The sequence below is a fragment of the Bacillus sp. TH19 genome (genome assembly GCF_016651075.1).
Lineage (GTDB): Bacteria > Bacillota > Bacilli > Bacillales > Bacillaceae_G > Bacillus_A > Bacillus_A mycoides.
Map to the genome: position 1 here is coordinate 1,348,991 of NZ_JAEKEO010000010.1, position 13,922 is coordinate 1,362,912.

The 13,922-nt window shown below is 35.8% G+C and carries 15 protein-coding genes and 3 pseudogenes; 11 read left to right on the top strand and 7 right to left on the bottom strand.

The genetic code is table 11. From position 1 onward, the window contains the following. Positions 1–38: 38 nt before the first annotated feature. A complete protein-coding gene (locus JFU54_RS24695; RefSeq protein ID WP_061688919.1) occupies positions 39–461 on the bottom strand; it encodes a YfmQ family protein in 423 nt (140 codons plus the stop codon). Positions 462–592: 131 nt separating this feature from the next. On the opposite strand from JFU54_RS24695, the gene JFU54_RS24700 reads away from it, so the two are divergent. The 6 genes and pseudogenes from JFU54_RS24700 to JFU54_RS24725 all read left to right on the top strand — a co-directional run. Beyond that, complete coding sequence (locus JFU54_RS24700) at positions 593–709, top strand: multidrug transporter MatE (protein WP_201066716.1); 117 nt, start codon at positions 593–595, stop codon at positions 707–709. Between the two features lie 65 nt (positions 710–774). Then, on the top strand, positions 775–936 hold the full coding sequence (locus tag JFU54_RS24705; protein WP_000109008.1) for a hypothetical protein: 162 nt from the start codon (positions 775–777) through the stop codon (positions 934–936). Positions 937–1,098: 162 nt separating this feature from the next. Beyond that, on the top strand, positions 1,099–1,734 hold the full coding sequence (locus JFU54_RS24710) for a cupin domain-containing protein (protein WP_201066718.1): 636 nt from the start codon (positions 1,099–1,101) through the stop codon (positions 1,732–1,734). Positions 1,735–1,834: 100 nt separating this feature from the next. Further along, positions 1,835–2,263, top strand: a pseudogene (locus JFU54_RS24715) (serine hydrolase); the annotation flags it as partial. A gap of 641 nt (positions 2,264–2,904) precedes the next feature. Beyond that, positions 2,905–4,035 carry an RNA-guided endonuclease InsQ/TnpB family protein gene (locus tag JFU54_RS24720; RefSeq protein ID WP_201066720.1) on the top strand — a complete coding sequence of 377 codons (1,131 nt, stop codon included), beginning with the start codon at positions 2,905–2,907 and terminating at the stop codon, positions 4,033–4,035. 143 nt (positions 4,036–4,178) lie between these two features. Continuing rightward, a pseudogene (locus JFU54_RS24725) lies at positions 4,179–4,841 on the top strand (serine hydrolase); the annotation flags it as partial. Positions 4,842–4,925: 84 nt separating this feature from the next. Here the strand turns inward: JFU54_RS24725 and JFU54_RS29880 are convergent. Continuing rightward, on the bottom strand, positions 4,926–5,192 hold the full coding sequence (locus JFU54_RS29880; RefSeq protein ID WP_060751579.1) for a hypothetical protein: 267 nt from the start codon (positions 5,190–5,192) through the stop codon (positions 4,926–4,928). Between the two features lie 182 nt (positions 5,193–5,374). Continuing rightward, positions 5,375–6,349: pseudogene (locus tag JFU54_RS30405) on the bottom strand (exosporium leader peptide-containing protein); the annotation flags it as partial. Positions 6,350–6,490: 141 nt separating this feature from the next. Here JFU54_RS30405 and JFU54_RS24735 point away from each other — a divergent pair. Both JFU54_RS24735 and JFU54_RS24740 read left to right on the top strand, forming a co-directional pair. After that, a complete protein-coding gene (locus JFU54_RS24735) occupies positions 6,491–7,066 on the top strand; it encodes a histidine phosphatase family protein (RefSeq protein ID WP_201066722.1) in 576 nt (191 codons plus the stop codon). Between the two features lie 89 nt (positions 7,067–7,155). Further along, on the top strand, positions 7,156–7,527 hold the full coding sequence (locus JFU54_RS24740) for a hypothetical protein (RefSeq protein ID WP_000461762.1): 372 nt from the start codon (positions 7,156–7,158) through the stop codon (positions 7,525–7,527). A 39-nt stretch (positions 7,528–7,566) separates the two neighbouring features. Here the strand turns inward: JFU54_RS24740 and JFU54_RS24745 are convergent, their stop codons facing one another. The 3 genes from JFU54_RS24745 to JFU54_RS24755 are packed head-to-tail and all read right to left on the bottom strand — an operon-like array spanning position 7,567 to position 9,162. Further along, positions 7,567–8,487 carry an alpha/beta fold hydrolase gene (locus JFU54_RS24745; protein WP_193652673.1) on the bottom strand — a complete coding sequence of 307 codons (921 nt, stop codon included), beginning with the start codon at positions 8,485–8,487 and terminating at the stop codon, positions 7,567–7,569. Beyond that, the gene (locus JFU54_RS24750; RefSeq protein ID WP_113770021.1) at positions 8,439–8,768 is read right to left on the bottom strand and encodes a DUF3147 family protein; all 330 of its coding nucleotides are present in this window, start codon (positions 8,766–8,768) and stop codon (positions 8,439–8,441) included. Before JFU54_RS24750 ends, JFU54_RS24745 begins: the two co-directional genes overlap by 49 nt. Next, on the bottom strand, positions 8,752–9,162 hold the full coding sequence (locus JFU54_RS24755) for a MarR family winged helix-turn-helix transcriptional regulator (protein WP_201066726.1): 411 nt from the start codon (positions 9,160–9,162) through the stop codon (positions 8,752–8,754). The genes JFU54_RS24750 and JFU54_RS24755 overlap by 17 nt, the downstream gene beginning before the upstream one ends. Positions 9,163–9,286: 124 nt before the next feature. On the opposite strand from JFU54_RS24755, the gene JFU54_RS24760 reads away from it, so the two are divergent. Beyond that, the gene (locus tag JFU54_RS24760; RefSeq protein WP_201066733.1) at positions 9,287–10,114 is read left to right on the top strand and encodes a PP2C family serine/threonine-protein phosphatase; all 828 of its coding nucleotides are present in this window, start codon (positions 9,287–9,289) and stop codon (positions 10,112–10,114) included. A 46-nt stretch (positions 10,115–10,160) separates the two neighbouring features. On the opposite strand, the gene asnB is transcribed toward JFU54_RS24760, so the two are convergent. Next, a complete protein-coding gene (gene asnB, locus JFU54_RS24765; RefSeq protein ID WP_201066735.1) occupies positions 10,161–11,984 on the bottom strand; it encodes an asparagine synthase (glutamine-hydrolyzing) in 1,824 nt (607 codons plus the stop codon). Between the two features lie 268 nt (positions 11,985–12,252). Between asnB and JFU54_RS24770 the strand changes: the two genes are divergently transcribed. Next, a complete protein-coding gene (locus JFU54_RS24770) occupies positions 12,253–12,819 on the top strand; it encodes a sigma-70 family RNA polymerase sigma factor (RefSeq protein WP_002086408.1) in 567 nt (188 codons plus the stop codon). Continuing rightward, the gene (locus JFU54_RS24775) at positions 12,816–13,922 is read left to right on the top strand and encodes a DUF4179 domain-containing protein (RefSeq protein WP_201066737.1); all 1,107 of its coding nucleotides are present in this window, start codon (positions 12,816–12,818) and stop codon (positions 13,920–13,922) included. Before JFU54_RS24770 ends, JFU54_RS24775 begins: the two co-directional genes overlap by 4 nt.

Sequence of the window (13,922 nt, forward strand, 5' to 3'; positions counted from 1 at the left end):
TCCATGGCACATGGATTCCTTCTTCTAATATATGAGTATTAAGCTAAATCAGCTGACACGAACATATCATTATTTTGAAGGCTTTTAGAGCGTAAACTATAAGCAACTACCTTCTTTTTATGTTGTTTTACTACATCAACATGCTCTTCATGACTATAAATATAAAATGTAAAATCTTTTTTGCCACGTTTTGCATTGATAATTAAAGGAGTGCCTTCATTGTGTGGTGGTGCATAATAGCGATCTAAAAATAATCCTTCGTTAAAATCATGAATAATTTTGGATTTCTTTTCACCTTCTAAGTTATTTCCATTGATTGTAACAGTCACATTCTCTTCTTCAAGTTGTGGATGTGTTTCGTACTTGCTAATAATGGATTCAATAGCAGAGTTAGGAAGGCTAGAAACAATAATTTTAAATGCTCCAAATACAACTAACATTACAATAAACCAAGTCGTCATAGTATTTCATCCCCTTTATCCCACAGTAACGGTCCGTAAAATCCTGGTTGGTGCGGGCTAATAATCAGTGTGGGATAGATACCCCGTACTGACTAAAATTTCACTTTATCCTATTTAACAATATAACTCATGTGGCAATAGTACATATGGTGAATTTTTGTATAATTTGTGAAAAATATTCCATTTTTATGAACGAAATATTAGAAAAATCAATTTTGTTACAAAAAGTTGAAATCGAAGTATTTTAAAAGAAAAAGGTTTATAATAAAAATATAACTAATAACAACATTACTAATTATAAGGAAGTGTAACTATGAGTACTGTAACAATCGTATATGGTATTATTCTTTCTACAATTATTGTTTTATTTATTGTCGGGGTATCGCGTTATATTCATAAGTGGAAAGAAGGAGTTGCGAAATTAAATCACATTGAAGAAGAACTTAGTGATTTAATGTTACATCATGGTAAGTAAAAAGTTTATTTTTTAACTAAATAATGTGAAAAAAATCACAAAACATGCTCTCATCATGAAGGCATGTTTTTTTTGTTATGTGAATGATAGGCACATTCATACATTTTTTCCATACGATACAGTGTGAAAGTAGAAATGTTCGGAGTGGAAAAGAGGGATAAAATGAGTAGTTCAGGCTATGTTCCAGATAATAAAAATTTAAAGAAAAGCTCAGGAACTCCAAACCTTTTCTTTGATTCGAGAAAAAATGTCTTTTTTAAAAGAGATGAGAAAAACGTTGCATATGAAGTTACCTCAACGCAGTTACCTGCGTTGATAGGAGGGGCGTTTGTTGATTTATTTATGACGAAAGGGCATATGCGGGAACCACATTGGCATCCGAATGCGTGGGAATTAGATGTTGTTGTATCAGGAGAAGCAGTTACATCCATTTTAAATCCCGAAACGAATCAATTGCAAAATTATCATGTGAAAGCGGGGCAAACTGTCTTTATTCCAATGGGATGGTGGCATTGGATTACAGCGGTAACAGAAGAAGTACAATTACATTTGTTCTTCAATAACGATCAGTTTGAAACAGCAGAAGGATCAGACATACTTAGATTAACACCGCCAGAAGTATTTCAAGCTGCATACGGTGTAAGTGCAGAAAAATTAGGAAAGGACCTTTCGCCAATTAAGGAGTCAGTTGTAATTGGTCCTCCTAACTCAAATCGACTAAATAGCGTTAAAGAAAGTGACGACTCAAATATAGTTGTTACGTTAAATGGACAAATAACATCATGTGAAATAGAGTAACTCTTTCTTTTTTTAGGAAGAGTTACTCTATTTTGTATAATTTTGTATTTTTATTCGTTATAATTATTATATAGAAGGGAATTTATAGAGGGGGCATATTGTGAACATATTAAAGATTATAGGAATTGTTGCAGGAGTGATTGTAGTAGCTGTTATAGCTTTCTTTGTTATTATGAAGTACTATTTGTCAAAAGAAGATCCTGATTACGTATTAAACTACATAAAAGAACATAAAGGTGATGAAACATGTTCATTACTTATTAGAAAAAACGGTGAAGTAGTAACATCTGTAAATGAAAATAAAAAATTACCATTAGCAAGTACGGCAAAAATCGTAATAGCAGTTGAATTTGCTAAGCAAGTGTCAGAAGGAAAAATAAGTCGAGATGAACAAATTTCATTGCAGGATTTAGAAAAATATTATGTTAAAAACACTGATGGTGGAGCGCATCCTGGTTGGTTAGAAGATGCTAAAGCGAGAGAATTAGTGAAAAGTGGGCAGATCGCTTTAGAAGAAGTTGCAAAAGGGTAACTAACTGTTACGATTTATTTAACCAATTATAACGAAAGTTAAGTAAATATATCAGTAAGCCCTGCTAGTCAAGTGATTGGCTAGTAGTGAGGGTTAACTGCGGGCAATCCCTAAAGCTGATTGAACTACAACGTGGCTAGAAATAGCGAGCGTGAATGTCGCGAAAGCAGAAAAAATCAATCAGATCGTGCAAGGTTAAATCCTAAACGCTAGAACAATGGGTCTTCCGCCTCGAATCATCTAAGTCAAAATGGATAAGATGAACGTTCAACGACTATCTCGTATAACTGACGAGAGTACATCACAAGCCTATGGTGGTGGAAAAATCCTCTATCTTTAAGTAGATAAACATATAGTCTGCGCTCATGTGAAAACATGAGAAGTTCATAAGAGAACTGGCTAAGGAATTGCGCCCTTAGTTGAACAAGATAAATTTTATTGAATCTATCAAACTTTATTGAAGTTATCGAACGTACGTGCTATGTTAGGTTCAATGAGGTGAGAATAATAATGAAATTTTCACGAGTTAGTCAAGTATCGGAATTAACAGGTTTGTATCCTAGTAGTCTTAGGAGAATGCTGGTGGAACACGCTACTATTCAGAAGAACCAATCTTTCATTAAAGGAGTTAAATTCTGATGATATTGGCGAAGAAAGTCAGGCTAATTCCAACGTCTGAACAAGAAAAAGTGCTTAGAAACCATGCTGGTGCTGCAAGATTTGCTTATAACTATTGTAAAAGAATGAGTGATAGATACTATAAGCTATTTGGAAAATCTGTTTCACAGTTAGCTTTACAGAAACGATTTACAAAGATCAAGAAGCGAAAGCGATATGAGTGGTTAAATGACATCAACGCACAAGTTCCCAAACAGGCTTCAAAAGATTTTGATACGGCGAGGAAACATTCGTTCAAAAAGTACAAAAATGGTTATCACACTTCTTATAAATCTAAAAAAGATTTAATCCAAGGATTTTATGCCAATTATGAAAGACTGATTATAGGAAAGAAAGTAGTTCATATTCAGTCTATTGGAGAAGTGAAAACAAGCCAACAACTACCAAGAAACAAAAAAACATCCAATCCAAGAGTTACCTTTGATGGTCGTCACTGGTGGATTAGTGTAGGATTCCAAGAAGACTTTGCATTACAAGAACTAACCAATGAGTCGATTGGTGTGGATGTTGGTTTAAAAGAGCTGTTTGTAGTTTCTAATGGTACGAAAGAACGAAATATAAACAAAGATGCTAAGGTTAAAAAGCTTTTGAAAAGGAAAAAGTCAGCACAAAGAGATATGTCTAGGAGATTTAAAAAAGGTGTAAAAATTCAATCTGCCGGATATGAAAAAGCTAAAGCTGAGCACCTGCGGTTATCTAGGAAAATTACGAATATCCGAAATAACCATATCCATCAAGCAACAGCTAAATTGGTAAAAACCAAACCAATGAGGATTGTTGTGGAAGACTTACCTATCTCAAACCTGTTAAAAAACAAAAAACTATCCAAAGCATTTTTATTTCAAAAATTAAACTTCTTCTTTCAATGTTTATCATACAAGTGTGAGAAGTATGGCATTGAGTATGTAAAAGCTGATAAATGGTTCGCTTCAAGCAAGATTTGCTCATGTTGCGGAGTTAAATACGACCATTCAGTTCAACCAGAAGGACAGTGGAGTTTAAAAATACGTGAGTGGTGTTGTGTTGGGTGCAATAGCCATCACGATAGGGATGTAAATGCTGCGATAAATTTATCAAGATGGGTAAAATAAATGCTTGATAATAGGAGGTAACGATACTGCCTCGTGTGGAGTGTTATACCCCTCGTCCCTTCGGGGTTGCGAGAACACGATGAAGCACTAACTTGTGTGAATTTGATTGAATTGTATAGATTTAGTTAAGTTTATCGTATCGGATGATTCATTATAGTTCTAATGCAAATACAACATATTTGTTAGATAAGCTTGGAATAGAAAGAGTAAATGAAAGTATAAAAGAGTTACAGCTTACTAGTCATGACGAGTTCACTCCGTATACGGCTTCACTATATATGAGAGGGTATGTAGAAAAAGAGTTTCATGAGCCAGAAAATCAATCGTTAGAAACGATACGAAACATGCCAAAGGATGAGTATAATAAACATGTGTTACAAATTCATGAATGGATGAAAGATGAAGAAGAATGGAAAAAACGGGATATCCCATTAAAAGTAGATATGGAATTTCAGCGAATTTGGTCAGATCGATTAGTGGGTGCAAACGCTAAAGATTATATGAGTATAATGGAAAAGATAAATAGTAGAAATTATTTTCCAAAATCAATGCAAGAAGAAATCGAGAATATTTTCAAAGGAACGGTTAATAATAGTAAGTTAGAATACGCTGGTCAAAAAGGTGGCTCTACCGCATTCGTATTGACAAAAAGTTTGTATACTACAGATAAGAAAGGGAATAAGGTAGAAGTTGTAATTATGTTTAACGGTATAGAAGATCAAGTTGCATACCAAAAGCTGAGAAATAATATAGATTATTTTATTCAAGATGCTATAACAGATGAGGAATTCAGAAGAAAGTTATAATGAAATAATTTTATTATGTAAACAAAAAGATGCTTTGTATAAAGCATCTTTTTGTTGGTTTTATAAGAAGTGTACTCAAAGGAATTAACCGATATCTAACCGAATTAATTGAATAGATGCGTTAATGGCAGGAGCACCAGTAACTGTAATAGGGATAACAGGTAAAGCGTTTGTAGTAGCACCAACATTTCGTATTGTTACAGGAGTTCCACCAGGAATGTTGATGACGGCAGATCCGGATAATAATAAATTTCCAGTTGCATCTGTAGATTGTGAATAAGAAGTAGTAGCTTGAGCAACGCCCCCTACAGTGATAGCATAGGTTGCTGTATCTGGTGATGTAACTAGCACTTTGAAAATAGCTAAATATGAACCCCCTACTGTAGGATCTACATTGGCGGATACTGTACCAGGTGTATAAAAAACACTTTTTAATGAGCCGTTAGAATCAAATTCAATATCAGCACCAGGTCCAATAGACTGAGCAGTTGTACTATAAATATGACCATATGCTTCGGTACTTGTATCAAATGTTCCGGTAGATCCAGTGTTCCCAGTAGACCCAGTGTTTCCCGTAGGTCCAGTGTCGCCAGCAGGTCCGGTGTCACCGGCAGTCCCAGTGTTCCCTATAGGTCCAGTGTCGCCAGTAGGTCCAGTGTTTCCTATAGGTCCAGTGTCACCGGTAGTCCCAGTGTTCCCTATAGGTCCAGTGTCGCCAGTAGGTCCAGTGTTTCCTATAGGTCCAGTGTCACCGGTAGTCCCAGTGTTTCCAGTAATCCCAGTGTTCCCAGTGTTCCCTGTAGGTCCAGTGTTCCCAGTAATCCCAGTGTTCCCGATAGCCCCAGTGTTGCCAGCAGGTCCGGTGTTTCCAGCAGCCCCAGTGTTGCCAGCAGGTCCGGTGTCACCGGCAGCCCCAGTGTTTCCAGTAGCCCCAGTGTTGCCAGCAGGTCCGGTGTTTCCAGTAGCCCCAGTGTTCCCGGTAATCCCAGTGCTCCCGGTAGGCCCAGTGTCGCCAGTAGGTCCAGTGTTCCCGGTAATCCCAGTGTTCCCGGTAATCCCAGTGCTCCCGGTAGGCCCAGTGTCGCCAGTAGGTCCAGTGTTCCCGGTAATCCCAGTGTTCCCGGTAATCCCAGTGCTCCCGGTAGGCCTAGTGTCGCCAGTAGGTCCAGTGTTCCCGGTAATCCCAGTGTTCCCGGTAATCCCAGTGCTCCCGGTAGGCCCAGTGTCGCCAGTAGGCCCAGTGTTTCCGGTAATCCCAGTGTTTCCGGTAATCCCAGTGTTCCCGGTAATCCCAGTGCTCCCGGTAGGCCCAGTGCTCCCGGTAGGCCCAGTGTTTCCAGTAGCACCAGTGTCGCCAGTAATACCACATCAGGTCCAGTAGATCCAGTGCTACCAGTAGGGCCAGTAGGAAAAGGGAATAAGGAAGGAGGTGGAAATGTAGGTCCAATGTGCTCGGGGTTAAATGAATTTGATAATGGAACTTTATTATTTTTTTTGTTGAAAGACACTGTATTCCCCCCCTAATGAAAAGCATAGTACATTATAAACAAAAAGTATGAAAATAATGAGTAATAAAGTTAAGAAGGTTTTACATATAAGTAGGTTGCGATTTGAATGTAAATGATTTTCATGGGAAAGGGTTGAATGTTATGACTACAATATATTTCGTTCGCCACGCTCACTCTACATATACAAAGGAAGAAAGGGAACGCCCCTTATCTGACAAGGGACACATTGATGCAGATAATGTAATACATTTATTAAAAGAGGAACATATTGATGTTGTGATCTCTAGTCCGTATAAAAGGGCGATTCAAACCGTGCAAGGAATTGCGAATACATATAATTTATCAATACAACTGGAAGAAGATTTACGGGAAAGGTTATTAAGTAAAGAGCCAGTAACAGATTTTAACGATGCTATTCAGAAGGTATGGGAAGACTGGACTTTTACATACGAAGGCGGAGAATCAAATGATGTAGCGCAGAGGCGTGCTGTATTATGTATGCAAAATATATTAGGAAAATATAAAGGGAAGAATATTGTAATAGGCATTCATGGGAATATTATGGTATTACTAATGAATTATTTTGATTCGAAATATGATTTTCAGTTTTGGAAAACACTTCATATGCCCGATGTGTACAAATTAACTTTTGATAATAATCGTTTCATTTCTGCTGAAAGAATAGAGAAAACAGGTCATCGGATAAACTTTTTGTAAAAGTTTATCAAAAAAAGAGGAAAGAGAGAAAGTATTGTAGAAGTATGACTTTGTAACATAAAAAATATTTGTTAAAGGAGGCTGTTTACATGTTTGAGAAAGAGAAAGAAGGGCTTATTGAAGTTCACAACGTATATGAAATCGCACCAGCAGATGGAGCAATTATAGGTATGGCAACGGAAGAAGAAATGGAGATTGCTGCTGAACTAGAGTTACAGTACTATGCCCATTCTCGTTTATTAGAAGCAAATATTCAGTTAGACGGTTCCTCCTATAAAGAGTTACTTCAGGAGTTCCAGGAGTACGAAAGAAAATCAATGAACTTTTGGAGAGCAATACATAAACGTTTAGCTGTGCCGTGGGCATGGGTACTACGTATTGATGTTGCGAACGGTCCTATATATGTAAGCAATGGGAGTTCGTATTATGAAGAAGTCGATGATGAAGAAGACTATGAATAGATAAGTAAGGAAGCAGCTTTAGTTGCTTCCTTTTTTTATTTACAATAAGTGAATGGCTTCAATGATAGCATCTGGACGATCGTTTTCTATCCCGTGACTAGCATGTTCAGCCAAAATGTATTGGCTGTTTATTGAGAGATTTAATTGTTCACGAATAAGTTCTTGCCACATATCTTCAAGTTGTGTAGCTTCTTCTTTTGGCATACCGCCCTCAATTAATTGAGCAATAGAATATTGAGGATCTCTACCGATAACAATTAATGGTATTTCTAATGTTTTATGTTGTTTTTTTATTGAGCGAGCACAATTTTTCCACTCGGACAGTTCAGAAGCTGTCGCTTTATATAATGAAGGAGAGGTCGAAAATTTGATATGCTGTTTTGTTGTATTGAGGAGCATAGATTTTAGTTCATTATAAAGTGCGTCTGCATCCATGTTGGAGTAAGTATGATATTTTTGTAGCCACATATCATCAGAATCAGTTTGATCAGAAACTGGTAAATGAAGCTCATCTAATCGGTGTAAGTTCATGGAAGTAGAATCAACTAAAAGAAGTGCTTGCAGCCTATCTTCATGTAACATTGCAAAATGTTGTGCACATAACCCTCCATAGGAATGGCCGATTAGAATGATTGGCTCGTGAATATGGAGTTTGTTTAGTAACATATGTAGTTCCTTTGTAACTTGCCTTGCTGTACGTGGAGTATTTCCTAGCTCACTTTTTCCGTAACCTGGGCGATGGTATGAAACAACTGTAAAGTGTTGTGAAAGCTCTTCTATAATAGGGAGCCAATCATAAAATGAGCAACTCATTCCTGTTTGAATGACTACAGTTTGTTTACTGTTACCTCTTATATATACTTCTACAGTTTGTCCAAATATCTCTACTGATCTATTAATAGTAATTCCTCCTAAGCTTGAAATATTTTTTGGCAAGTAAAGACGATACACCAGGCACATATGCCTAAGAGTATAGATGTACTAAGTGAAAAGGAGTTTTTTAAACCGATATAAACAATAAATAATAGTAGTGCAGATGCAGGAAATCCATATAATACGCCTAAAGCGAATTGACTTAATTCTTGTTTACTCCCACCTTCGAAAGAAATCCAAAATAAACTAAGTAAACTAATAAGAGGAAGGGCTGCGATAAAGCCACCAAGCGTACTAAAATATTTGGCAAATTCGGTTACACCCCCAATAATGAGGGCGGAGACGATGACCTTAACGAGGAAATGCATATTTTGCCTCCTTCGCTAATAACGAAAAGGCTTTTTCAATTAATTGTTGTTCTTCTTTTGATAACTGTGATTCTAATATTTTTATCTTTTCTTTATCTAGTAAAGTATGCTTTTCTAATACTTCAATGCCTTCTTTCGTTAAAGTAAGGTTTACAACCCTTTCATCGTGTTTGTTTCTTTCTTTTATAATAAATCCTTTTTGAATAAGGCGCTTTACGTGTTCAGATGCTGTGTTATGAGAGAGACTAAGCTCAGTAGCAACTTTTCCAATTGTTATATCTTTCTCACGAGAAATGATTTGTAAAATACGAATTGCTTGATGAGAAAGATTGTCTTCATATTCATAGCGTAAGTGATAATAAATACTTTCCCAATGTTGATTAATGTCTTTCATAATGATAAATCCTCCTATTTTTATATCGTATAGTAAGATATATTCGTTGATTAAGAAGTAAAATCCTTTTATTTTCATTAAAAATGCTGAAAAAGTTTATTTTTATTGAAATATAAGGTAATCTATGTGTAAAGGTATACATTTAGCAAGAGAGAGGATGATAGCTGTGAATACATTTAAATGGATTAGTCATGAAAAGATGTATGTAGATCAAATACATGTTGAAAAATGTGGTCCTCTTTCAGTCGGCGTATATGGAGGAAATCAAGAGAGTGATGCATATGAAAGAGGAGATGCAGTGCTAGCTTGGTGGGATCCGAAATTAGAATTTGAATTTGTTATGATTTTTGATACACATCATAAAACGAAAAATATACATTATATAATAGAAGAGATTTCAGAAAGAGAAGAAAAACTAAAAGAGTTATTTTCATACCCAATCCATTTAGCTTTTCATCATACACATATGTATTTATTAGCGTTATTTACAGATGAGCTATTTATCGAGAAATGTGACCAAGATGATGAGGAACTTGCATGTTTAATTTGTTTACGAAAAGGCGAGTTCTTATATTGGCTATCAGTTGGTGATTGCTTCGCGTATTTATTCCATTCAGAGCAAACGAAAAATGGAAAAGGTAGGCTAAATAAGCGTAAGAACTATGAGTATATCGGAAGAAAAAATGTTTTTGCAGCGAATACACCTTGTTTTACATCAGGGGTAAGGGGATTAGAAAAAGGTCAGAATCACATTGTAATGGCAACGGATGGTATTTTAGAGTGTGATAAACTAAAGTTTGATGATGATCAATCTTTAGTAGAAATATTACACGACGGATCTTGTTTACAGATTGAGCCTGTATTAACAAATGTACTTCAGTGGAAAGGTAGAGATTGTGCCACTATTATTGGATGGTCCATCGATACTGAAAATAGACAATGTGCCAATTAATAAATGAAAGAGAGTTCAAGGGTTTTTGTCCTTGAACTCCTTTTTGTTAAGCAATATGAATATGATACGTTTTCAACCATTCATTTACTTGTAGCATATACTCCATAGCACTTCTTGCTTCAAAATTGGTAATCTCTTTGTTACTTTGATCAGCAATTGCAAGTAATATGGAATGGTTAATGAGTGAGAAAACAGGATTGTTTTTATTGCTGCACATATCAAGCGTTAAATTGCGGATTGTTTGTAAATAGTGTGGATCCTGTGAAGTAGGGTAAGCGCTTTTTCTTCTATTTCGTACGTCATCAGGTAAAGCTGGTTTCAGTGCCCTACGTAAAATTCCTTTTTCAATATTATCAATACTTTTTATGTTGAAAGGAACGTTCCATAAATATTCAACTAATCTATAATCGCAAAACGGTACACGAACTTCAAATCCTACAGCCATACTCATACGGTCTTTACGGTCGAGTAAGAACGGAAGGAATCGTGTTAAAAATAAATAAAACATTTGACGTTGTTTCGCGGATTTTTTACTTTCACCTTCAAGAGTAGGTACTTCAAGAGCAGCCTCATGGAATCGTTTATTAATATACTGCTCAGGATTACATTGAGTTGTTACGTCGTTTAATAATAAAGAAGATGTGTTTTTCCAGTTTGTTAACCACGGAAACTTATCTACATATAATAGTTCTTCTTGATGAAACCAAGGATATCCCCCGAATACTTCATCAGCAGATTCTCCAGATAAAGCTACAGTTGCATCTTTTTTCATTTCGCAAAATAGTAAATATAGTGAAGTTTCCATTTCGCCTGCACTAGGTAAATCCTTCGCATGAAGGGGAACGAATAAGTGATTTGCTAATTCTTCTGCATTAACAACAATGTCATGATGCGATGTCCCTACATGCTCAGAAACACGTTTTACCCAAGGAGCATCTAGACCAGTTCGAGCAAATGTCAGTTTGAAATCTTTCGCACTATTTAAAAAGTCGATTGAATATGTGTGAAGTGTTTTGTTTTCCTCTCTAAATTCTTTACCCGCCAGTGCAGTAATACCGCTAGAATCTAATCCGCCTGATAACATACATACGAGGGGAACATCGGCAATTAATTGTCTTTTTACTGTATCTTGTAAAATAGATAAAATATGAGAAGATGTGTCTTGGATAGAGTCGGTATGGATCTTACTTTCTAAATTCCAATACTTCTTAACTACTTTTTTATCACGTGTGAATGTTATAGAATGTCCAGCACGAACTTCTTGAATATGTTTAAAGACACCATATCCTGGAGTTCGAAATAAGCCTAATCCAAATATTTCATTTATGCCGTCCGCATCAATTTCAGCAGGAACAGATGGATGAGCTAATAATGCTTTGATTTCAGATCCGAAAATAATACTGTCATTTCTTTCTGTATAAAAGAGTGGCTTTACGCCTAAATGATCACGTGCTAAAAACAGTTGTTGATTCTGATCATCCCATAAGGCGAAAGCGAAAATTCCGTTTAAATGTTGTACGCAGTCTTCTTTCCATTCTAAATAAGCATGTAGTAATACTTCTGTATCTGAATGCGTTTCAAATGCATGACCACATTTTCGAAGCTGTTCTCTCAGCTCACGAAAATTATAAATTTCTCCATTATAAGTAAGAGCATACGTATAATCACCAGTACGAAATGTCTTCGGCTGCGTCCCGCCTTCTGGGTCAATAACAATTAAACGTCGGTGTGCAAAAGCCGCATGAGGTGAAAACCAAAATCCTTCAGCATCAGGACCGCGATGCTGAATACTATTCGCCATCTTTTCTAAAATAACATGTTCATTTGAAAGATCTTTCTTCCAATCTACCCAACCTGTAATTCCACACATACAAATCTCATCTCCTAATTTAAAATTATAAAAGTAGATTAATCAAATGAAATGTACACCAGGTTAAAGAGTGTCTACATAAATAGTGTACTACACTAATTGAATTACAGACTTGAGAAAATTTTCTTCAAGCTTATATTTATATGAGACAATGGCTAAGGAAAAGTATTCCATTACATACAAAAAATAAAAAAGATGAGAGAAAATATTTTTTTAGACGTTATATAGGGTGTAAAAGCTTTTACAAAAAAATAAGGGGAATCGCTACATGAAATCAAATGAGAAAAATTTTATAAAAAGATTACAGCGGCAAAAAGAAGATGCGCTAGAATTTGTTGTCGATACATACTTACCACTCATAAAAGGAATCACGCACAAAGTACTTCTTCCAGTTCAAAATGATGGATTGATAGAGGAATGTGTAAATGATATATTTCTTTCCATTTGGAATAACGCAAATAAGTTTCATGGAGAGCCGAGTGATTTTAAAAAATGGATTGCAGCGATTGCAAAGTTTAAGGCGATTGATTATTACCGGAAAGCGACTAGAACAGTAGAAATTATTTCAGATGAGTTTCATATTAGTACAGAAAAATCGGCAGAAGATGAATTAATCGTTATGGAAGATAGGGAAGAGTTATTGAAGCTTATTAATCAATTAGAACCGTTAGATCAAAAGGTGTTCGTTATGAAATATCTTCTCGGTATGAAGACAGAGGAAATCGGTGACAAGTTAGGATTAACCAGGGCGGCGATCGATAATCGTGTGTACCGGGGAAAAAAGAAACTACAACAAAATGCTACGAATATTAGTTTTGGAGGTAGTGCAATATGAAAGACATTTATGAACTATTAAATGATATTGATATAGATGAAAAAGAACTTGAGGAAATTGAGGCTTCTGAAATTGAAAAAGAAAAAGTAAAACGCAATGTAAAACAATCGATGCGTACGAAGAAAAAGATGAAAAGTTGGAAAAAAAGTGTTGCTGCTGCATCCATTTTAGTAGGATTATCAGTTGTAACACTCGGTATCGGATTTCCTACATATGCTGGAGGATTGCCAATTGTAGGTGACATATTCCGCTTTTTAGATAACGGTAGAACAGGATTATATGAAAATTATAAAGAGTTTTCGACTGAATTGAATATGACGAGAGAGAGTAATGGGGTTAAAGTTACAATTAATGATGCTGTGTTCGATGGTAGAACAATTACAATCACATATTCTATTGAGAGTGAAAAAGATTTAGGAGAGAAACCGTTCCTATTTGGAAGTCCGCAAGTTATGGGCTTTAATGGCGGAGGAGGTAGTTCGAACGTTTCAAAAGTTGGAGAGGGAAAATACGTAGGTATGACTACGATGAGTGGTAATAGTAGTAAAAGGTTAGATGTTGCAAATGTTTGGTGGGATATGGAAGAAATTGAGATGGACTATAAAGGTAATTCAATTAAAGGGAACTGGAATTTCGCACTTAGTTTAAAAGCAATGGATAGTAAGGAAGTAAAGCTCAATAGGGTTTCTGAAAATGAATTAATAAAAGTAAATATAGACAAAATGGAAGTAACCCCGATGTCCTTTATCGTTTTTTACAATCAAGAAGAATCTAAGGCATTACGAAGTATATGGGATAGCGCGGATGTGGAATTAGAAATAAAAGATGATTTAGGAAATAAATATGCAGGTGAAGGAAATGGAGGAACTGGTACAGTAGCAGAACCACATAAAAGTAGTTGGAGTGCTACATTCCAAAAGTTAAACGAAAATGCTACAAAGCTTATCGTTACACCTCGTGTGCACTTGCGAGTTCATACACCTGAAAATCATGGTGGAGTGGAATATGTGAATGGAAAAGAGAAGAAAATTGAAGTGCCGAAAAAAGAAGCGAAGAGTAAAGATATTGTTCTAGATGATATTGTAATTGATTTAAAGAAATAA